The sequence below is a fragment of the Lentzea sp. NPDC003310 genome (assembly GCF_040610935.1).
Taxonomy (GTDB): Bacteria; Actinomycetota; Actinomycetes; order Mycobacteriales; family Pseudonocardiaceae; genus Lentzea.
The window spans coordinates 332117-354760 of record NZ_JBEXNC010000003.1 but is presented as its reverse complement, the minus strand read 5'-3'; the positions used below and the strand labels follow the sequence as shown (position 1 = coordinate 354760).

The 22644-nt window shown below is 73.3% G+C and carries 3 protein-coding genes; all 3 read left to right on the top strand.

Translation table 11 applies throughout. From position 1 onward, the window contains the following. The first annotated feature begins 4 nt into the window (after positions 1–4). The 3 genes from ABZX02_RS06755 to ABZX02_RS06745 are packed head-to-tail and all read left to right on the top strand — an operon-like array spanning position 5 to position 22643. Complete coding sequence (locus ABZX02_RS06755; RefSeq protein ID WP_355295548.1) at positions 5–9334, top strand: amino acid adenylation domain-containing protein; 9330 nt, start codon at positions 5–7, stop codon at positions 9332–9334. 2 nt (positions 9335–9336) lie between these two features. Then, positions 9337–21456 carry an amino acid adenylation domain-containing protein gene (locus ABZX02_RS06750; RefSeq protein WP_355295546.1) on the top strand — a complete coding sequence of 4040 codons (12120 nt, stop codon included), beginning with the start codon at positions 9337–9339 and terminating at the stop codon, positions 21454–21456. After that, on the top strand, positions 21456–22643 hold the full coding sequence (locus ABZX02_RS06745; protein ID WP_355295545.1) for a serine hydrolase domain-containing protein: 1188 nt from the start codon (positions 21456–21458) through the stop codon (positions 22641–22643). The genes ABZX02_RS06750 and ABZX02_RS06745 overlap by 1 nt, the downstream gene beginning before the upstream one ends. The last annotated feature ends 1 nt before the right edge of the window (position 22644 follow it).

Genomic DNA, 22644 nt, shown 5'->3' with positions numbered 1-22644 from the left:
TCTGGTGGTAGAGCAACATGCGCGCGGCCTGTACGAGGCGTTCGCACAGCAGGTGCGGCGGTCACCGGACGCGATCGCGCTGGAGTTCGACTCGGGGTCGCTGACCTACGCCGAGCTCGACGCCCGCGCGGCCCACCTCGCGGCCGAGCTGGTGGCGTGCGGCGCCGGCCCCGAGGTCGTCGTGGGCGTGTTCGCCGAACGCGGGCCGGAGATGGTCGTGGCGCTGCTCGGCGTGCTCCGGTCCGGCGCCGCCTACGTTCCGCTGGACCCGGACTATCCGGCGCACCGCGTCGCGTTCCTCGTCGAGGACACCGGCGCGCCGATCGTCGTGGCCCAGCCGCGGTTGCTGCACCGGCTGCCCGCCACCGGGGCGCACGTGGTCGAGCTCGGTCTGCGCGCCGACCTGAAGTGCGACGAGGTCGTGACGCACCGGGAGAACCTGGCGTACACGATCTACACCTCGGGCTCCACCGGCACGCCCAAGGGCGTCCAGGTCTCCCGGGACTCGGTGCTGCGCAACATGGTCTGGACGCAGGAGCAGTACCCGATCAGGCCCGGCGACCGGGTGCTGCAGAAGACGCCGATGAGTTTCGACGTCTCCGTGTGGGAGATCTTCTGGCCGTTGTTCGGCGGGGCGACGCTGGTGCTCGCGCAGCCCGGCGGCCACCGCGACACCGACTACCTCGTGCGGCTCGTCCAGGACCGCGGGATCACCGTCGTGCACTTCGTGGCGTCCATGCTGACGGCCTTCCTGTCGCACCGGGAGGTGGCCGGGTGCACGACGCTGCGCGCGGTGTTCACCAGTGGCGAGGCGCTGCCCACCGACGTGCGCGACCAGTTCTTCGAGATCTTCGACATCGGCCTGCACGACCTGTACGGCCCCACCGAGGGCACCATCCACGTGACGTACGCGGACACCGTGGCCGGCGAGCCCACGGTGCCGATCGGCCTCCCGGTCACCGACATCACCACCCACGTCCTCGACGACCGGTTGCGCGAGCTCCCGGCCGGCGAGATCGGCGAGCTGTACCTCGGCGGCCGCCAGCTGGCCCGCGGCTACCACCGCCGTCCCGACCTCACCGCGGAACGGTTCGTCGCGTCGCCGTTCGGCACCGCCGGGGAACGCCTCTACCGCACCGGCGACCTCGCGCGGCTGCTGCCCGACGGCCGGATCGACTACCTGGGCCGGGTCGACCACCAGGTCAAGATCCGCGGTTTCCGGGTGGAGCTCTCCGAGATCGAGCTGGCGCTGCGCGACGTGACGGGTGTCGCCGACGCCGCGGTCGTCGCACGGGACCAGCAGCTGTTCGCGTACCTGGTGGCGGAGGAGGAGATCAGCCGCTCGGCGGTGCGGGCACGGCTTGCGCAACGCCTGCCGGAGCACATGGTGCCGGTCGCCTACGTCCTGGTCGACGAGCTGCCGCTCACGATGAACGGCAAGCTCGACCGCGCCGCGTTGCCGGAGCCCCAGCGCAAGGACCGTCTCACCGCGGGCTACCGGGCGCCCGCGGGCACGGTCGAGGAGCGGTTGGCGGAGCTCTTCGCGGACGTCGTGGGTGAACCGGTGATCGGCGCCGACGACGACTTCTTCCACCTGGGCGGCCACTCGCTGAGCGCGATGCGGCTCACCAGGGAGATCCGCGCCCGGTTCGGCGCGGACCTGCCCGCCAGGACCATCTTCGAGCACCGCACCGTCGCGGAGCTGGCCGTGCTGCTCGGCGGCGCCGTCCGCGCCGAGCAGGACGCGATCGCCGTCACCACCGCCGACCGGATGCCGTTGTCCACCACGCAACGCCGGTTCTGGTTGCAGCAGCAGCTCGACCCGGACTCGCTGGAGTTCTCGGTGCCCCTGGCCGTGCGGCTGCGCGGTGACCTCGACCTCGACGCGTTGCGCGCCGCCGCCACGGCCCTGGTCGCCCGGCACGAGCCGTTGCGCACGGTCTTCGACGACACCGGGGGCGAACCGGTCCAGGTGGTCCTGGCTCCGTCCACTGTGGACGTGACGGCGGTGGACCTCGTCGGCTGCCCGGAACCCTGCCTCGACGAGGTCGTGGACGTCGAGCTGCGCACACCGTTCGACCTGCGCACCGGACCCCTGATCCGGTTCCTGCTGATCGCGCTCGAACCCGGCGAGCAGGTGCTGCTGGTCAACGCCCACCACATCGCCGTGGACGGGTGGTCGCTCGGCCTGCTCACCGAGGAGCTCTCCACCCAGTACAACGCCGCGAGCAGCGGTCAGCCGGTGCGCTTCACCGCGCCGGAGGTCCGGTTCGCGGACTACGCGGACTGGGAACGCCGCACGCGCTCCGAGGAGGCCCTGGCGGACGAGCACGCCTACTGGGCCGGTCAGCTCGCCGGGCTGCCCTCGCTGCGGCTGCCCACCGACCGCCCGCGTCCCGCCGTCCGCACCACGTCGGGCGCCGCCCACCGGTGGACGGTGCCCACCGAGCTCACCGCGCGGCTCGGCGAGCTCGCCGCCGATCGCGACACGACGCTGTTCGTGGTGCTGGTCGCCGCCGTCCGGTTGCTGCTGGCGCACTGCTCCGGCCAGCAGGACTTCGCGCTCGGCGCCGCGGTGTCCGGCCGCGACCACGCCGCCACCGAGCCGCTGATCGGCAACTTCATCAACACCGTGCCGCTGCGCGCGCCGATCGACGTGCGGCTGCCGGTCGCCGCGGACCTGGACCGCACCCGCGAGACCGTGCTGTCCGCCTTCAGCCACCAGCGGGTGCCGTTCGACCAGCTCGTCGACCGCCTCGCCGGGGAACGCGACGCCGGCACCACCCCGCTGGTGCAGGCCATGGTGGTGCTGCAGAACACCCGCTTCCGGCTGCCCGAGTTCGACGGCGTCGCCGCGGAACGGGTCCCGGTCCCGCTGCACGCCGTGATGTTCGACATCGCCTTCGACTTCACCGAACGGGAGGGCGGTCTGGACGCGGAGATCCAGTACAACACCGACCTCTTCGACGAGGCCACGATCGCACGCATGGGAGGCCACCTCACCACGTTGCTCCAGTCCCTTGTGGACGATCCGTGGCAGCCGGTGCGCGACCTCCCGCTCGGCGACGAGGAGTGGGACCTGCTGCTGCGCCGGTGGAACGACACCGCGACCGACGTGCCGGCCGGCCTGACCGCGCAGGACCTGTTCGCGGAGGTGGCGGCGCAGAGCCCCGACGTGGTCGCGCTGACCTTCGGCGCCGAGAGCTGGACCTACCGCGAGCTCGACGAGCGCGCCAACCGCCTCGCCCACCACCTCGTCACTTCGGGCGCCGGGCCGGACGTGCCGGTGGTGATCTGCGTGGACCGGGGCCCGGACTTCGTGTTCGGCGCGCTCGCCGCGATGAAGGCGGGGTCGGCGTACGCGGCGATCGACCCGAACAACCCGGCGGACCGGCTGGGTTTCGTCGTGGAGGACACGCGTGCCCCGGTCGTGCTCACCCAACGGCCTCTCGTCGCGCGGCTGCCCGAGGTGACCGCCGCGGTGGTGTGCCTCGACGAGCTGGCCGACGTCTTGCCTGGCCTGCCCGCCACCGCGCCCGTCACCTCGGCGACGGCGGCGAACCTCGCGTACGTCGTGTACACGTCGGGCTCGACCGGACGGCCCAAGGGCGTGATGGTCGAGCACCGGAACCTGGTCAACCTGATCACCTGGTACCGCGAGCACTACGGGATCTCCAGTGAGGACAGGGGTTCCCAGATCGGCACCACCGCGTTCGACGCGGTCGCGCTGGAGGTCTGGTGCAACCTGATGGCCGGCGCGGGCGTCGCCGTCGCTCCCGCCGAGGTGCTGGACGACCCGCACGACCTCGCCGGGTGGCTGGTGGACCAGCGGGTCACCGTGTCGGTCGTGGTGGCCGGACGGCTCGAGGGCGTGCTGCGCGAGGTCGAGGACCGCGACGGTCCCCTGCGGCTGATCATCACCGGTGGCGACATGGTCCGCGCCCGGCCGCGCGCGGACAAGGGCGTCCGGGTGGTGAACCACTACGGGCCCACCGAGTCCACCGTCCTCGCCACCGGTGCCGAGATGCTGCCGGAGCACACCGGACGGCCCTCGATCGGCAGCCCGCTGGGGAACATCACCGCGCACGTGCTCGACGAGTGGGGGCGTCCGCTGCCCGCCGGCGTGCCCGGTGAGCTGTACCTGGGCGGTGCCGGCCTGGCGCGCGGGTACCTGAACCGCCCGGACCTGACCGCGGAGCGGTTCGTCGCCGACCACCTCGGCACCGTCCCGGGTGGACGGTTGTACCGCACCGGCGACCTCGTGCGGCGCAAGCCGTCCGGTGACCTCGAGATCCTCGGCCGGATCGACAAGCAGGTGAAGGTCCGCGGCTACCGGGTCGAGCTCGGCGAGATCGAGGCCGTGCTGCTCGGCCTGCCCGAGGTCGACGAGGCCGTCGTCGTCGTGCGGGAGGCCGCCGAGGGCCGCAAGCGCCTGGTCGGGTACGTGACCGCCGCAGCGGGGCACCACCCCGAGCCCGCGAGGCTGATCGCCGCGCTCGGCCGGGCCCTGCCGCCCTACATGGTGCCCTCGGCGCTCGCCGTCCTCGACGCCTTCCCCCTCACCGCACGGGACAAGGTCGACGTCGACGCGCTCCCGGACGTCGCGGACCAGCGGGCGGAGACCGGCCACGTGGCGCCGTCCGGCCCGGTGGAGACGGCGCTCGCCGAGATCTGGTCGGAGCTGACCGGCGTCGAACCGGTCGGCGCGCACGACAACTTCTTCGCTCTCGGCGGCGACTCCATCGTCGCGCTGCAGGTGGCGGCCAAGGCCCGGCGGGCCGGGCTCGTGGTGCGGTCCCGCGACCTGTTCCGGTGGCAGACGATCGCCGAGCTCGCCCGGCACGTCGAGTTCGAGCAGGCTCCCGCCGAGGCACCGGCCGCGTCCGGTCCCGCGCCGCTGAGCCCGGTGCAGGAGCTGCTGTTCGAGAGGTTCGCCGTTCCCGGTGACTTCTGCCAGTACGTGGTCGCGGACCTGGCCGGGACCGTGGACGTCGCCGCTCTCGCCGCGGCCGTGCACGCCCTGGCCGAGCACCACGAGGCGTTGCGGCTGCGCTTCACCCGCCGCCACGGTCGTCTCGTGCAGGTCCTGGCCGGGGTCGCTCCCGCCGCCCTGCCCGAGTTGGAGGAGGACGCGGCCGAGGTCGCGGCACGGCTCAGTGCGGCAACGGATCTGGAGAACGGGCCGCTCTTCCACGCCGCGTTGCTCGGCGGGGGCACCCGGCTGCTGCTGCTCGCGCACCACCTCGTCGTCGACGGCTTGTCGTGGCGCATCCTCGTCGAGGACCTCGAACGCGCCTACCAGCAGGCCAAGGCAGGTCAGCCGGTGTCGCTCGGCGTGCGCACGACCGGCTTCGCCGAGTGGTCTCGGCGGTTGCGGGAGGCGACCGGCGCGGGGGCGTTCGACGACGAGATCGCCCACTGGTCGGGGATCTCCCGGCGCCCGGCGGCCGTCGAGTCCACTGTGGACTCCGCTGGGACCGTGACGGTCGCGTTGAGCGCGGAGGACACCGACGCGCTGCTCTACGACGTGCCGGCCGTGTACCGCACGGAGATCAACGACGTGCTGCTCACCGCGCTGGGCGCGGCGTACACCGCGTGGACCGGCGACGACCGCGCTCTCATCGCGCTGGAGGGCCACGGTCGCGAGGAGGACCTGTTCGACGACGTCAGCCTGAGCCGCACCGTCGGCTGGTTCACCAGCTACTACCCGGTCGAGCTGGACCTGGCCGCCCCCGCGCTCGGCGACCGGATCAAGTCGGTCAAGGAGCAGCTGCGCGCGGTGCCGAGGCACGGCGCGGGCTACGGGGCGTTGCGCCACCTGGCCGGCACGAGCCCGGTGCCGGACGTGCGGCCGCGGCTCGCGTTCAACTACCTCGGTCAGTGGGACGCGGGCGTCGGCGGCTCCGCGCTGGTGGAACGGCTGTCGCAGGTCGAGCTCGTCCAGTCGGCGCGGGACCACCGGATGCACGAGGTCGACGTGGTCGGCGCGGTGTCCGGCGACCGGCTCTCGTTCGAGGTGACCTACGCGCGGGAACGGCACACCGAGGCCGAGGTCACGGCGTTCGCGGAGGCGTTCTCGTTGCGACTGCGCGAGATCATCGCGCACTGCCGGACCCCGCAGGCCGGCGGCCGCACGCCGTCGGACTTCCCGCTGGCGGCACTGGACCAGGCGACGCTGGACAAGCTCGTGGGCGACGGCCGCGCCATCGCGGACATCCACCAGCTCACGCCCGCGCAGAACGGCATCCTCTTCGACTCCCTGATGGACACCCGCTCCGGTGTCTACCTTGGACAGTTCGAGGCGGTGCTGGACGGCGTGACGCGACCGGACCTGTTCGCCACGGCGTGGCGCGACGCCGCCCACAACGCCACCGTGCTGCGCACCCGGATCGTCTGGGAGGGCCTCGAAGGACCCGTGCAGCTGGTGCACCGCGAGGTCGAGCTGCCCGTGGCGCACCTCGACTGGCGCGATCTCGACGCCGGCGAGCAGGAGCGGGAGCTCGCCGCGCTGCGCGAGGCCGACCGGGTAAAAGGCCTCGACCTCACCGTGGCGCCCGCGGCCAGGGTCACCCTGGTCCGGCTGACCGACAACCGCGTCCGTCTGCTGTGGACGGTGCACCACCTGGTGATGGACGGTACGAGCGCCTACCAGGTGCTGGGAGAGGTGTTCGTCCGGTACGCGCTGCTCACCGGCAGGCCGGTCACCCGTCCCGCCCCGCGCCGGCCGTTCGCGGACTTCGTGCGCTGGTTGCGCGGCCGAGACGACCGGGCGGTGCGCGAGTTCTGGACGGCGGAGCTGGCCGGTCTCACCGGACCGACCCCGCTGCCGTTCGACCTCGCCCCCACCGCCGGGCACCGCTCGGCCTCGACCGCGGACGTCGAGGTCGGGGTGGACGCCGAGGGGGTGACGGCGTGGGCACGCCGGCACCGGCTCACACTGAACACCTTGGTGCAGGGCGCGTGGGCGTTGTTGCTGGCGCGCTACAGCGGGGAACGCGACGTGGTCTTCGGCGCCACCGTCTCGGGACGGCCGGCCGACCTGCTGGACGCGGACAAGATCATCGGCCCGATGATCAACACCCTGCCGGTGCGGGTGCTCGTCGACGGCGGCGCGGACCTGGTGGAGTGGCTGGCGGGCATCCAGCGGTCGCAGGTCGCGGCGCGCGAGTACGACTGGATCTCGCTCGCCGAGGCGCACGAGTGCGGTGGCCTGTCCGCGGACAGCTCGCTGTTCGACAGCGTGGTGGTCTTCGAGAACTACCCGGTCGACCACGACGCGGCGGCGGCCAACGGCCTGGAACTGGTGGAGATCACGGCCACCGAGGTGTCCGGCTACCCGCTCGCCCTGGTCGTCTACCCCGGCGACGGACTGCGGCTCTCGCTGCGCTACGACCCGGCCCTCTTCACCGAGGACACCGCGCGGACGCTCGCGGACCGGCTCGCCCGCGTGCTGTCGTCGTTCGCGGGCGTCGAGTCCGCCGCGGTGCGGGAGGTGCGGCTGATCAGCCCGGACGAGTACCGGCGGAGCGTGCTCGACTGGACCGCCACCGAGCCCGCCTACTCGGTGGACCGCCGGATCGAGGACCTCATCGCCGAGCAGGCCCGGCGCGATCCGCACGCCGTCGCGGTCGAGGACGGCGACCGGGTGCTCACCTACGGGGAACTGGAGGTCCGCGCCAACCAGCTGGCCCGCTACCTGGTCTCGCGCGGGGTCCGGCGCGACGGTCTCGTCGGCATCGCGCTCGACCGCGACCTCGACCTGGTCGTCGCGATCCTCGCCGTGCTCAAGGCCGGTGCGGGGTACGTGCCGCTCGACCCGAAGTTCCCGGCCGCGCGGCTGGAGCAGATGCTGGCCGAGACCCGGCCACCGGTGCTCCTTACGCACGAACGGCTCCTCGGCACGTTCGCGGGCGCGGAGGGCGAGACCATCGCCGTGGAACGGATCGGGGCCGAGGTGGCGAAACGGGGCAGGACCGCGCCCCGCGTGCCCGGCAGGAGCCCGCGCGACCTCGCGTACGTGGTGTACACCTCGGGTTCCACGGGCCGCCCCAAGGGCGTGCTGATCGAGCATCGGTCGCTCGTGAACGTGATCCTGTCCGGCATCGAGCACTACGGCCTGGGGCCGGGCGGCCGGAAGCTGCAGTTCTACACGATGAGCTTCGACGGCGGGGTCTGGGACGTCTTCATGACCCTGGCGTCCGGGGCCACGCTCGTCATGGCCACTGTGGACGGTCAGGGGCAGGTGGACGACCTCGCGGGCCAGCTGCGCGAGCGCCGGATCACCGCGCTGACCCTGCCACCGGCGGTGCTGCCGCTGCTCGACCCGGAGACGTTGCCGGACCTCGCCGCGGTGGGCGTCGGCGGTGACGTGCTGCCCAAGGACCTCGCCGACCGGTGGTCCAGGCGGATGCGCCTGGTCAACATCTACGGCCCCAGCGAGACGGCGTTGTCGGTCACGCTGTTCCGGGCCAGGCCGGACGCCGCGTACCGCACGGTCCCGCTGGGGCCGCCGGTGCCGAACGCGAAGCTGTACGTGCTCGACGCCGACCTGGCGCCGGTACCGCCGGGCATGACCGGCGAGCTGTACATCGGCGGTGCGGGCCTCGGCCGCGGGTACGTGGACCGGCCGGACCTGACCGCGGAGAGGTTCGTGGCGAACCCCTTCGGGCCGGCGGGATCGCGGCTCTACCGCACCGGGGACCTGGTGCGCTGGACCGAACCGGGCTGGCTCGAGTTCGTCGGCAGGGCCGACGCCCAGGTCAAGATCCGCGGCTACCGGGTGGAGCTGGCCGAGGTGGAGAACGCCCTGCTGCGCCACCCGGAGGTCGCGGAGGCCGTCGTCCTCGTCGTCGGGGAGGGAGACGGCAAACGGCTTGTCGCCTACGTGTCCCCGGCCCGCGCGACGATCACGGCGGACCTGCGGGCCGACCTGGCGGCGCAGCTGCCCGACTTCATGGTGCCCGCGCAGACGGTCGTGCTCGACACCCTGCCCCTGGGACCGACCGGCAAGGTCGACCGGAGGGCACTACCCGCGCCCGACCGCGCGGACGCGACCGCGGCGGCGTACCACGCGCCCGCCGACCCGACCCAGGAGCTGCTCGCCGCCATCTACGCCGAGGTCCTCGGTCTCGACAAGGTCGGCGCCGGGGACAGCTTCTTCGAACTGGGCGGTGACTCGATCTCCGTGCTGAAGCTGACCTCCCGGGTCCGGCTGGCGTTCGGCGTCGAGATGTCACCGCGCGAGTTCTTCGACGCCCCCGCCATCGACGTGCTCTCGGAGCTGGTGCAGGACAAGGTCCTCGCGGCTCTGGAAGCCGAGCTGGGGGCCAGGTAGACATGGAGAGAGTTGTGGACACCTCGACGTCCCGCGCGGCACGCATCGCCGCGTTGCCCGCGCACGTCCAAGAAGAGCTGCGGCGCCGCCTCGCCGGTGAGACGCCGCTGCCCCGCACGCCCGACGACATCCCGCGGGTCCCGCGCGACCGGCCGGCGCCGCTCTCGCCCGCCCAGCAACGGCTCTGGTACCTGCACGAGGTCGATCCCGGCAGCGTCGAGTACACCTCGATGCGGGTGCTGCGGCTGCACGGCGAGCTGGACCTCACGGCGCTGCGCCGCGCGCTCACCGAGCTGGTGGCCCGGCACGAGCCGCTGCGCACCCGCTTCTCCACTGTGGACGGACAGGGTGTTCAGCTGGTCGGTCCGGCGACCGAGGTGGAGCTCCTCGTGGAGGACTGCCGCCCCGGCCCCGGCCGCAAGCGGGAGGAGGCGCTCGGCGACCTGCTCGACGCCGAGGCGCGCGTCCCGTTCGACCTGCGGGCGGCGGCACCGTTCCGCGTCCGGCTGGTCCGGATGTCCGCGCAGGACCACGTGCTGGTGCTGACCCTGCACCACATCCTCACCGACGGCTGGTCGATGGGCGTGATCGCCGACGAGCTGACGTCCGGGTACGCCGGGCGGGTCGTGGCGCCACCGGTCGTGCAGTACGCGGACTTCGCGGCCTGGCAACGGGACCGGACGTTCGCCGCGGACGAGGAGTACTGGGCGGCGCAGCTCGCCGGGCTGCGGCCGGTGGACCTGCCGACTGACCGGCCACGTCCGCCGGTCCGCACGTCCGCGGGCGACGCCTGCCGGTTCGCGATCGGCCCGGACACCACGGCACGGCTCGGGGAGCTGGCCGCGGGGGAGCGGGCCACGCTCTTCATGGTGCTGGCGGCCGCGGTGCAGCTGCTGGTGGCGCGCTACAGCGGCAGCGGTGACGTCGCCGTCGGCACGGCGCGGTCCGGCCGCAACCGCGTGGAGACCGAACGACTCGTCGGCTTCTTCGTCAACACCGTCGTCCTGCGGTCCAGGATCGCCGAGGACCGCACGTTCACCGAGCTGCTGGGCGAGGTCCGCTCGACCGTGCTGGACGCGTTCGCGCACGACGAACTGCCGTTCCAGCGACTGCTCGACCTGCTGAAGGTCGACCGCGACCCGAGCCGGTCGCCGCTGACCGAGGTCGTCGTGAACCTGCAGAACGCCCCGGTGGGAGCGGTGGAGCTGCCCGGGCTGCGCCTCGAGGAGGTGACGCCGCCGCTGCTGACCGCGAGCACGGACCTCGCGTTCGACTTCTTCCCGGACGGCGAGGGCCTCGCGGGCTTCCTCACCTTCAACTCCGACCTGTACGACGCCGCCACCGCGCGCCGGATCACGCGCCACCTCGGCACCTTGCTGACGGCGATCGCCGCCGCACCGCGCACCCCGATCGGCGCTCTGTCCATAATGGACGACGACGAGCGCGCCCTGCTGGTCGAGGAGTGGCCGGTCTCCGGTGCCGCGGTCGACCCGGTCACCGCGGGCGACCTGTTCGCCGCCCGCGTCGCCGAGACCCCGCACGCACCCGCGCTGGAGTACGGCGACACCACGCTGACCTACGCCGAGCTGGACGAGAAGGTCAACCGCCTGGCGCGGTTCCTGATGATGCACGGCGCCGGGCCGGAGAAGGTCGTCGCCGTCGCGTTGCCGCGCTCGGCGAGCCAGGTCGTCGCGGTGCTCGCGGTCCTGCGCAGTGGTGCCGCATACCTGCCACTGGACCCGGCCCACCCCAAGGAACGCCTCGAGTACGTGCTCGCCGACGCACGGCCGGTACTCGCCATCGCGGGCGGCGGGATGGGCAAGGTCCTCCAGGGCGTGCGGCTGATCTCCTTCGGTTCGCCCGAGGTCATCGCCACCCTGGGCCTGCTCTCCGCCGCGCCGGTGCGCAACGACGAGCTGCGGCCGGGGCACCCGGCGTACGTGATCTACACGTCCGGCTCGACCGGGCGCCCCAAGGGTGTCGTCGTCACGCACGCCGGTCTGCACGGCCTGGTCCGGCGCCAGGCCGAGCGGTTCGCGGTGCGGCGGGACGCGAAGGTGCTGCAGTTCGCCTCGCCGAGCTTCGACGCCGCGATCTCCGAGCTGGGCATGGCGTTGTTCACCGGCGCCACCCTGGTCGTCGCCGACGCCGGTGACCTGATGCCGGGCGAGCCGCTGGCGGAACTCGTGGCACGGCACCGGATCACCCACGTGACGTTGCCGCCCACCGCGTTGCGCGTGCTGGACCCGGCGGCGCTGCCGACCGTGACCACGTTGGTCGTGGCCGGGGAGGCGTGCCCGCCGGCGCTGGTGCCGGTCTGGTCCGCCGGGCGGCGCATGATCAACGCCTACGGCCCGACCGAGGCGACCGTGTGCGCCGCGATGAGCGAACCCCTGTCCGGTGGCGCGGTCGTGCCGATCGGCCGTCCGCTGGCCGGTACCGCGGTGCGGGTGCTCGACGCGGCACTGCGCCCGGTGCCCGCCGGGGTGCCCGGCGAGCTCTACCTGTCCGGCCAGGCGCTCGCCCGCGGGTACCTCGGGCGGCACGCGCTCACCGCCGAACGGTTCGTGGCGGACCCGTACGGCGCGCCCGGAACCCGGATGTACCGCACCGGCGACCGCGCCCGCTGGTCCGCCGCCGGGGAGCTCGAGTTCCTCGGCCGCACCGACGACCAGGTGAAGATCCGCGGCTACCGGATCGAGCCCGGCGAGGTCGAGAACGTCCTCACGGGCCACGACGAGGTGGCGGAGGCCGCGGTGGTGGTCCGCCCGGACACGCAGGGATCCCCGCGCCTGGTGGCGTACGTCGTCAGCGAGCTCGACGTCACGGCGTTGCGCGACCACGTCCGGCGGCAGGTGCCCGAGCACATGGTGCCCGCGCTGTTCGTGTCGCTGGAAAGCCTGCCGCTCAACCAGAACGGCAAGGTCGACCGCGCCGCGCTGCCCGACCCCGTGGTGCGGCAGGACGGCGAGCTGGTCGCCGCGGTCACGCCCGCCGAGCAGACGCTGGCCCGGATCTGGGCCGACCTGCTCGGCGTGGCCGAGGCCGGCGTGCGCGACAACTTCTTCGAGCTGGGCGGCGACTCGATCCTCGGTTTGCAGGTCGTGGCGAGGGCACGGGACGCGGGCTGGACGATCACGCCCAAGCAGACGTTCCTGCACCAGACCATCGCGGAGCTCGCGGCCGTCGCGGTCCCGGTCGTGGCGGGCAGGGCCGAGGCGGGACGGGTCACCGGCGAGGTCACCGCGCTGCCGATCCAGCACTGGTTCTCCACCGAGCTCGCCGCCAGCGCGGACCGCTTCAACCAGTCGGTGCTCGTCGAGCTCCCGGACGAGCTGGACCAGCGGGCGTGGCTCGCCGCGCTGGCGGCCGTGTTCGACCGGCACGACATGCTGCGCGCCCGCGTGACGGGAGGCGCGGGCCTGGAGATCCCGCCGGACGCCGATCCCCGCGCGCTCGCCGAGGCGGCGCACCGGGTCGTCGACCTGTCCACTGTGGAGGACGCGGAGACGGCGATCGCGGCGGAGGTGGAGCGGGCCCAGCGGGACTTCCCGCTCGCGACCGGTCCGCTGGTGCGCAGCAGGCTGTTCCCAGCCTGTGCGGACCGCGCCTCCCGGCTGTACCTGGCGATCCACCACCTCGTCGTCGACGGCGTGTCGTGGCGGGTGTTGCTGGGCGACCTCGACGCGGCCTACCGGCAGGCCCTCGCGGGCACCCCGGTCGAACTGGGCGCGCGCACGACCTCGTTCGCCGAGTACTCCTCCGGTCTCGCCGGCCTGGTGCGCTCCGGTGCGTTCGACGAGGAGCTCGAGCACTGGCGCGCGGCCACGTCGTCGGTGCGGCTGCCGCTGGACCACGACGGCACCAACACCGTCGCCGACGCCGCGACCGTGCTCGTCCGGCTCGGCGAGGAGGAGACCGAGGCGCTGTTGCGCGACGTTCCCAAGGCGTACCGGACGCAGGTCAACGACGTGCTGCTGAGCGCGCTCGGCACCGCGCTCGTCGAGTGGACCGGCGGCGGGGTGGCCGAGATCGCGCTGGAGGGCCACGGCCGCGAGGAGGTCCTCCCCGGCATCGACCTGTCCGGCACGGTCGGCTGGTTCACCACCCTGTACCCGGTCTCGCTGACGCTGCCCGCGTCCGGCGACTGGGGCGCGGTGCTGAAGTCCGTCAAGGAGCAGCTGCGTGCCGTGCCCCGCAACGGCATCGGGTACGGGGCCCTGCGCTACCTCGGCGACGGGCTGGACGCCGGGCGCGCGCCGGAGGTGAGCTTCAACTACCTCGGGCGGATGGACGCCGGTGGCCCGGACTCGGGTCTCTTCGGCACCAGGTTGCCCGTACCGGGTGCCGAACGCGCGCCGGAGCAGGTGCGGCCGCAGCTCGTCGAGATCAACAGCGTGGTCGCCGGCGGCCGGCTCGACCTGCACTTCACCTACGGGAGCCGGATCCACGACGAGCGGACGATCCGCGCGCTGGCCGAGCGCTTCGCCGAGGCGTTGCGCGAGATCGTGCGGCACTGCGCCGAGCCGTCCTCGCGCGGGTTCACGCCCTCGGACTTCCCGCTGGCCGGACTCGACCAGTCCACAGTGGACCTGATCGCCACCGGGGACATCGAGGACGTCTACCCGTTGAGCCCCGCGCAGGCCGGCATGCTCTTCCACTCGCTCGCGAGCACCGGGCGGGACATGTACACCGGCCACTTCGGGCTGCGGGTCGGCGGGGTGTCCGATGTGGACGAGATGGCGGCCGCGTGGCAGCGGGTCGTCGACCGGACACCCGTGCTGCGCACGTCGGTGCGCTGGCAGGACGTCGCCGAACCGGTCCAGGTCGTGCACGCGCGTGCCGCCGTGCCGGTCGAGCAGGTGGACCTCCGCGCCCTGACCCCGGCCGCCCGCGACGCGGAACTGGCCCGGCGCTGGGACGAGATCAGGTCGGGGGAGGTCGGGCTCGGCAGCGCACCGCTGCTGCGCCTGCACGTCGTCCGGCTGACCGACGACGCCGTGCAGCTCTTCTGGTCGGTGCACCACATGATGGTCGACGGCTGGAGCTTCGCCGGCGTGCTGTCCGATGTGTTCACCGAGTACGCGATCGGCACGGGCCGCGTCACGCCGGACGCGCGGGTCCGGCGGCGGCCCTACCGCGACCACCTCGCGTGGCTCGCGGACCAGGACCCGGAGGAGGCGGAGAGGTACTGGCGCCGGGTGATGGCCGGCTTCGCCGTGCCCACCGCGCTGCCCTACGACCGGCCACCCGTGCGGGCCCACGGTTCCCGGACCACGCGGGACACCAGGCTCAGCCTGTCCGCGGCGGACTCCCGGGCGCTGTACGACACCGCGCGGAACGCCAGGATCACGGTCAACACCCTGGTCCAGGGCGCGTGGGCGGTGCTGCTGGGCCGCTACGCCGGGGAACGCGACGTCTGCTTCGGCGCCACCGTCGCCGGCCGTCCCGGCGACCTGCCCGGCGTCGAGTCGATCATCGGGCCGTTCATCAACACCGTGCCGGTGCGGGTGCGACTCGACGGCCGCGCCGAGGTCGTCGACTGGCTGAGGGACCTGCAGCACGCCCAGGTCGAGTCCCGGCAGTTCGAGCACGTCGCGCTGAACCGCATCCAGCGGTGCAGCGACGTGCCCGGCGGCACCGACCTCTTCGACAGCCTCGTGGTCTTCGAGAACTACCCGTACGACAGCGAGGCCGCGGCCCGGTTCGGCCTGAGCACCGGGACCTACCTCGGCGAGGAGCACACGAACTACGCGCTGACCCTCACCGCCCACGCCGAACGCGAGCTGCACCTGTCGATCGGCTACGACCCGGCGTTGTTCGACGAGGCGACCGCGGAACGGATCGCCGGTCACCTCGTGACGGTGCTGCGCGCCGTCGCGGACAACCCCGCCGTCGCCGTCGACGACCTCCCGCTGCTGACGGACGAGGAGACCACCCGCCTGCTGGTGGAGTGGAACGACACGGACGCCGACTTCCCGGAACCCGAGCTGATCCACAGCCGGTTCGGCGCCGCGGCGGCGCGGTACCCGGACCTCCCGGCCGTCACCGACCGGGACACCGAGCTCACCTACGCGGAACTGGACCGCCGATCCGGGCAGCTCGCGAACCTGCTGGCCGGCAAGGGGATTCGGCGCGGCGACCTCGTCGGCGTGTGCACCGGACGCACCGTGCACGCGGTCGTCGCCCTGCTCGCGGTCCTCAAGGCGGGAGCGGCGTTCGTGCCGCTCGACCCCTCCTACCCGCGGGAGCGGCTCGACGTGATGATCGACGACGCCGAGCTCGGCGTCGTCGTCACCGACCGGGACCGCGGTCACGCCGGTGAGATCAACCTCGCCGAGACCGACCTCTCCGGCTACCCGGAGACGGTGCCGCACAACGAGAGCACGGTCGACGACCTCGCGTACGTCATCTACACCTCCGGCACCACCGGCCGTCCCAAGGGCGTCATGGTGGAGCACCGGCACCTGCACCACATGATCGAGTCGTGGGACCGCCGGTACGGCATCCGGGAGCTCGCGCCGGTCGTGCTGTCGGTGTCCAGCCTGTCCGTCGACCTGTTCGTCTCCGACTTCGTGCTGGCCTGCCTGTACGGCGGCCGGATGGTGATCTGCGCCGACGACCAGGTGGACGACCCGGCGGCGCTGGCGGACCTGATGCTGGCGAGCGAGGCCCAGCTCATGATCACCGTGCCGTCGCTCGCGCGGGCGGTCGTCGCGGAGTTCGGCTGGCGCGGCACCCGTCCGGAGGCGTTGCGGGTCCTCATGGTCGGCTCCGAGGGCTGGCACGTCGACAGCGCCGTCGAGGTGTCGGCCGGGCTGCACCCGGACACCGCGATCGTCAACTGCTACGGCTCCACCGAGACCACAGTGGACTCGACGACGTTCCAGCTCGGCACGGACCCGCTCGGCGAGTCCGCGTTCGTCCCGGTGGGGACACCGATGGCGAACACGCGGATCTACGTCCTCGACGACCGCCGCCGACCGGTTCCCGTCGGCATCGCCGGCGAGTGCCACATCGGCGGGGGAGGGGTGTCGCGCGGGTACCTGAACCGGCCGGAGCTCACCGCCGAGCGGTTCCTGGACGACCCGTTCGTGCCCGGCGGCCGCATGTACCGCACCGGTGACCTGGTGCGGCGGCGGGCCGACGGGAACATCGAGTACCTCGGCAGGACCGACGACCAGGTCAAGGTCCGGGGCTTCCGGGTCGAGCTCGGCGAGGTGGAGACGGCGCTCGGCCGGCACCCCGGTGTCGAACGGGCGGCCGCGGCCGTGCGGCCCGACGCGGCCGGGGTGGCGCGGCTCGTCGGCTACCTGGTGCCCGCGACGGGTGGTGCGCCCGGTGCCGCGGAGCTGCGGGCGTTCCTCGCCAGCAGTCTGCCCGCCGCCGCGGTGCCCACGGCGTTCGTCGTCCTCGACGAGCTTCCGCACACGCCCAGCGGCACCGTCGACCGCCGTGCCCTGCCGAGCCCGGACACCGAGGCCGATCCCGGAAAGCCCTACGTGGCACCGGGAACCGCGGCCGAGACGGAGATCGCCGAGATCTGGCGCGAGGTGCTGGGCGTGCGGCGGGTCGGTGTGCTCGACGACTTCTTCGACCTGGGAGGCGACTCGGTCCTGGGCATCCGCGTGGTGTCGCGGGTCCGTGCCCGGCTCGGTGTCGCACCCTCACCGCGGCTGCTGTTCGACGCGCCGACGGCCGGTGCGTTCGCGGCCGCCGTGGCAGCACTGGACACCGCGGTGGCCCCGGTGCCGATCACCCCGGCGGACCGGTCGCGGCCGCTGCCGTTGTCGCACACCCAGCGCCGCCTGTGGTTCCTGCACGACTTCGCACCGGACAGCGCGGAGTACAACACCGTGCTGGCACTGCGGCTGACCGGCGCTCTCGACGTGGAGGCGCTGCACCGCGCGGTGACGGGACTGGTGCGCCGCAACGAGTCGCTGCGCACGGTGTTCGACACCGACGACGGCGTGGCGTTCCAGATGCCGCGGGCGGAGGTGGAGGTGCCGTTCACCGTCGTCGACCTGTCCGCGGCGCGGGAACGGCTGGACGAGGTGGTGCGGCAGGCCGTCTCCGCGCCGTTCGACTTGCGGACCGGACCGCTGCTGCGCGCCCTGGTGGTGCGCCTGCGTGAGGACGAACACGTGCTCTCGCTGGTGATGCACCACATCGCCACGGACGGCTGGTCCATGGGCCTGCTCACCACTCAGCTCGCCGAGTTCTACGTGGCGGCCGCACGGGGTGAGGAACCCGACGCCGAACCCCGTGGCCTGCAGTACGCCGACTACGCGGCCTGGCAGCAGCGCGAGCTCGGTGGCGCCGAGCTCGGCCGCCGCCTCGGCGTCTGGCGCGAGCGGCTCGCGGGCCGGCGGCCCCTCGACCTGGCCACGGACCACCCGAGGCCGGCCGTGCGGTCGTCCGCGGGCGCGATGGTCCGGCTGGACCTGCCCGCCGAGGTCCTTGCGGGACTGAGGGAAGTGGCGCGTGCCTGCGACGCCACCCTGTTCATGGCGCTGGTCGCCGGTGTGCAGCTGGTGCTGTCCCGGCGCGCGGGGCAGGACGACGTGACCGTCGGCACCGCCACCTCCGGCAGGGACCGCGCCGAGGTCGAGGACATGACCGGCTTCTTCGTCAACACGGTGCCGCTGCGGTCCACTGTGGACGAATTCGGGTCGTTCGCCGAGCACCTGGGCCGCGTGCGGGCCACCGTGCTGGAGGCGTTCGCCGCCGAGGTGCCGTTCGAGCTGCTGGTGGACGCAGTCAGTGCCGAGCGCGACCCGAGCCGCACCCCCGTGGTGGAGGCCATGGTCGTGCTGCAGAACGCCTCCGGCGGCCCCGCCGTCGTGCCCGGCCTGGAGGTGGAGGAGCTCACCTTCGTCGCCGACGAGGTCGGTCACGACCTGATGTTCGACTTCATCGAACGCGACGGCCGTCTCCTCGGCGGGCTCGGCTACAGCACGGCGCTGTTCGAGCAGTCCACCGCCGAAGGGCTGCTGGCCGAGCTCGCGGTGGTGTTCGAGCACGCCGTCGCGGAGCCGGCCCGGTCGCTGCGCACCGTGCCGACGTTGCCGGAGCGAGTGGAGGACCTGGTCCTGCGCGAGTGGACGGCGACCGCTCCGGTGGTCACCGGGGCCACGCTCACCGGCCTGCTGGCGCCGCAGTCCACTTCGGACTCCACCGCCCTGTGCTGGGGCACGGAGGAGATGAGCCACCGGGAGCTGCACCGCCGGGCGGTCGCGTTGGCCACCCACCTGGTGGCGTTGGGTGCCGGACCGGACACCGTCGTCGGCGTGTGCGCCGAACGCGGTCCCGGTCTCGTGACCGGCCTGCTGGCCACGCTGTACGCCGGAGCCGCCTACCTGCCACTCGACCCCGCCTATCCGGCGGAACGGCTCGGGTACATGGTCGAGGACTCCGGCGCGGTGCTGGTGCTCGCCACCGGCGCCGAGGCGGAGAGGTTCGGCGGCCGGACCGTCGTGCCGCTCGACGAGGAGCACGCGCGTCTCGAGCTCGACCTGCCCGACGTGCACCCGGACACCCTCGCGTACGTCATCTACACCTCCGGCTCCACCGGAACGCCCAAGGGCGTGATGATGACCCACCGGGGCATCGCGCACCGGATCGCCTGGGCCGCACGGCACTACGGGTTCGGTCCGGGCGACCGGGTGCTGCAGAAGACGTCGGCGAGCTTCGACGCCTCGGTGTGGGAGTTCTTCCAGCCGCTCGCTGCGGGCGGCGTGCTCGTGCTCGCCCCGCCGGGAGCGGACCGCGATCCCGCGCAGCTGGCGGAGATCGTCGAACGGGAGCAGGTCACCACCGTCCAGTTCGTGCCGACGATGCTGCGCGCGTTCGTGGAGGAGGAGCACACCGGCAGTTCGCTGCGACACGTGTTCGTCGGCGGGGAGCCGTTGCCCGCGGACCTGCGCGACCGGGCGCTCGACGTGCTGGAAGTGCCGCTGCACAACGAGTACGGCCCCACCGAGGCCGCCATCGGCGTCACGCACGCGGAGACCGAGCGCGGGGCGGAGCGCGTCCTCCTCGGACCACCGCTGCCTGGCACCCGGTTGTACGTGCTGGACGAGCGGCTGCGGCCGGTCGCGCCGGGGGTGCCCGGCGAGCTCCACATCGCCGGTGTCCAGCTGGCCCGCGGTTACCGTGGCCGGCTCGCGCTGACCGCGGAACGGTTCGTGGCCTCGCCGTTCGGCGAGCCGGGGGAGCGGATGTACCGCACCGGCGACCTGGTGCGGTGGACGCCCGATGGCCGCCTCGAGCACCTGGGGCGAACCGACGACCAGCTGAAGTTCCGCGGGTTCCGCGTCGAGCCCGGTGAGATCGAGGCGGTGCTGCGCGAGCACGCCGAGGTGAGCCGTGCGGTCGTCGTCGTGCACGACGACCGGCTGGTGGCGCACGTGCAGCCTGCGGTGGACGGGCGGTCGCTGCGCGCGCACCTGTCCGAACGGCTGCCCGCGCACCTGGTCCCGTCGGTGTTCGTGCCGATGACCGAGGTGCCGCTGACACCGAACGGCAAGGTGGACCGCCGTGCGTTGCCGGCCCCCGCCCCGGAGGTCGTGGCCGGCGACGCGGACCGGGTGGCCCCGAGCACGGACCTGGAACGGGCGCTCGCCGGGCTCTGGGCCGGTGTGCTGCGGGTGGACGTGGACGCGATCGGCTTGCGGGACAACTTCTTCGCGCTCGGTGGTGACTCCCTCCTCGGCATCCAGCTGGCGTCACGGGCCAGGAGGGCGGGGCTGCGGTTCAGCTCCCGCGACCTGTTCCTGCACCAGACGATCGCCGAGCTGGCCCCCGTGGTGTCGTTGCCGGAGCAGGAGAGCACGCCGGTGCCCACCGGTCCGGGCGAGGTGCCGCTCACCCCGATCCAGCACGAGTTCTTCGCCACGCACCCGCTGCGGCCGGAGCACTTCACCCAGTCGACGTTGCTCCGGCTGCGGCCCGGCGCGGACCCCGGACGGCTGCGGTCCGCCCTGGTCGCGGTGACGCGCCGGCACGACGCCCTGGCGTTGCGGTTCGAGCGGACCTCGCGCGGCTGGAGCCAGGTGTTCCGGCCGGACTCCGCGCGACTGCGCTGGGTGGAGCACGACCTGGCCGCGGTGCCGGAGAACGAGGTGCGCGCGGTCGTGCACGAGCACGCCGTGCGCGCCGAGGAGAGCTTCGACCTGGCCGGTGGTCCGCTGTTCACCGCGCTGTACTTCGAGCGCGAGGAACCGCTGCTGTTCCTCACCGCGCACCACCTGGTGGTCGACGCGGTGTCCTGGCAGGTGCTCCTCGAAGAGCTCTCGCTCGCCTACGACGGGCAGGAGCTCGCCCCGCCGAGCGGGTCGTACCGGGAGTGGGCGACGCGGCTGCGCGACCACGTCCTGGCGGGCGGGCTGGACGCGGAACGCGAGCACTGGGCGGCGGTTCCCGCGCCGGTGCCGCTGCCGGTGGACGACGCGGTGCCGCCGCTGGCCGGTGCCGCCGAGGTGATCTCCACCGAGCTGTCCGCCGAGGAGACCGAACGGCTGACCCGCAAGGTCACCGGACGGCTGCGCAGCGGCGCGGACGCGATCGTGCTGTCCGCGGTCGCCTCCGCGCTGGCCCGCTGGACGGGCGACGAGCAGGTGGTGGTGGACCTGGAGCGCCACGGCCGCGAAGACCTGTTCGCCGACGTGGACCTGTCGGGTGCGGTCGGCTGGTTCACCAGCAAGTTCCCGGTGGCCCTGACCGTCGTCGCCGGTCAGGACCACGCCGCACTGGTCCGGCACGTGCGCGGCCGGCTGCGCGCGGTGCCGGGCAACGGACTCGGACACGGCGCGCTGCGGTACCTCGCACCGGACGGACCCACCGGCCACCGCGCCCAGGTGGTGTTCAACTACCACGGCCAGGTCGACGGCAGGTCCGGCGCGGACACCGGCTCACTGGTCGCGGGCGTGGCCGACCCGGTCGGGCTCGACCAGGCGCCGGACGAGGAACTGGCCCAGCCGCTGGAGGTCGTCGGCGCTATCCAGAGTGGACGGTTGCGGCTGTACTGGCACTACGCGGCCACCACGCACCGCCGCGACACCGTGCAGGCCGTCGCCGACCACGCCGTGAGGGTCCTGCGAGATCTGGTGGAGGGCGTGTGATGCTCGACGAACTGGCCGCGCGGCACCAGGTTCCCGGCGCCCAGCTGGTGGTCCGGCGGGGTGGTGCGACGACGGCGTCCGCGGTCGGGGTCGCGGCGGACGCGGCGTTCCCGCTGGGGTCCGTCACCAAGCCGGTCACCGCGATGGCGGTGCTGGCCCTGGTGGCGGACGGCGACCTCGATCTGGACGATTCCCTCGCGGAGCACCTCGGCCCTGCTCACCGGCACCGGACGCTGCGGCAGCTGCTGAGCCACACGGCCGGGCTGCCCGCCACCCTACGCGAGGAGGACGAGACCCTCACCAGAGCCCGCTGGGCGGCGCGCTTCGACGACGAGGCGTTCCCGCCCGGCGCCCAGTTCTCCTACTCGAACCCCGGGTACGTGCTGGCCGGTCACCTGGTCGAGCTGGTCACCGGGATGGGCTGGGCGGAGGCGGTGACCGCCATCGTGCTGGAGCCGCTGGGCATCACCCCCGCGTTCGTGGCGCGGACCGGGGAACGGGAGGTCGTCCTCGGGCACACCGTCCGAAGTGGAGAGACGGCGGTGCTGCTCGACGGACCGCAGGCACCACCGATCGAGGACCCTGCTGGAGGACTCGCCCTGAGCGCCGCCGACGTGGTGGCGCTCCTGGACGCCGACGTGAAGGGGATGTGCGAGGACCAGCTCGCCGGAGCGGCCGTCGGGTCGTTCGGGCTGGCCGACGGCTGGGGTCTCGGCTGGGCCCGGTACCAGAGCTGGTGGGGCCACGACGGCACCGGCGACGGCACGTCCGCGCACGTGCGGTTCGACCCCGGCACCGGGGACGCGGTCGTGCTCACCGCGAACGCCGGCACCGGCCCCGAGCTGTGGCGGTCGGTGCTGGAAGGCCTGGCAGCCCAGGGGATCGAGGTGGGCGACCACCCGTTCTCCAGCCTGCCCGGCGCCGGTGACCCGGTGGCGCCGCCCGCCGGGTCCACCGGCCGGTACGTCAACGGAACCCTCACCCTCGACGTCACCACCACGCCCGACGGCCTGGCGCTGGCGCTCGACGGCAAGCCCTACGCCGGACTCACCTGCTTCTCCGGCCACCGCTTCCTCGCGCGCGAGCTCACCTCGGCGCGCACGGCCTACACCGGCCGCTTCGTCACGGGGCCCGGTGACGCCGTGACGCACGTGCAGATCTCCGGTCGCCTGTCCCGCAAGCTGTAGA

What these genes read in the sequence shown, in the direction of transcription:
- ABZX02_RS06750 (WP_355295546.1), top strand. Translation starts at nt 9,337, where the DNA reads ATGGAGAGAGTTGTGGACACCTCGACGTCCCGCGCGGCACGCATCGCC.
- ABZX02_RS06745 (WP_355295545.1), top strand. Translation starts at nt 21,456, where the DNA reads ATGCTCGACGAACTGGCCGCGCGGCACCAGGTTCCCGGCGCCCAGCTG.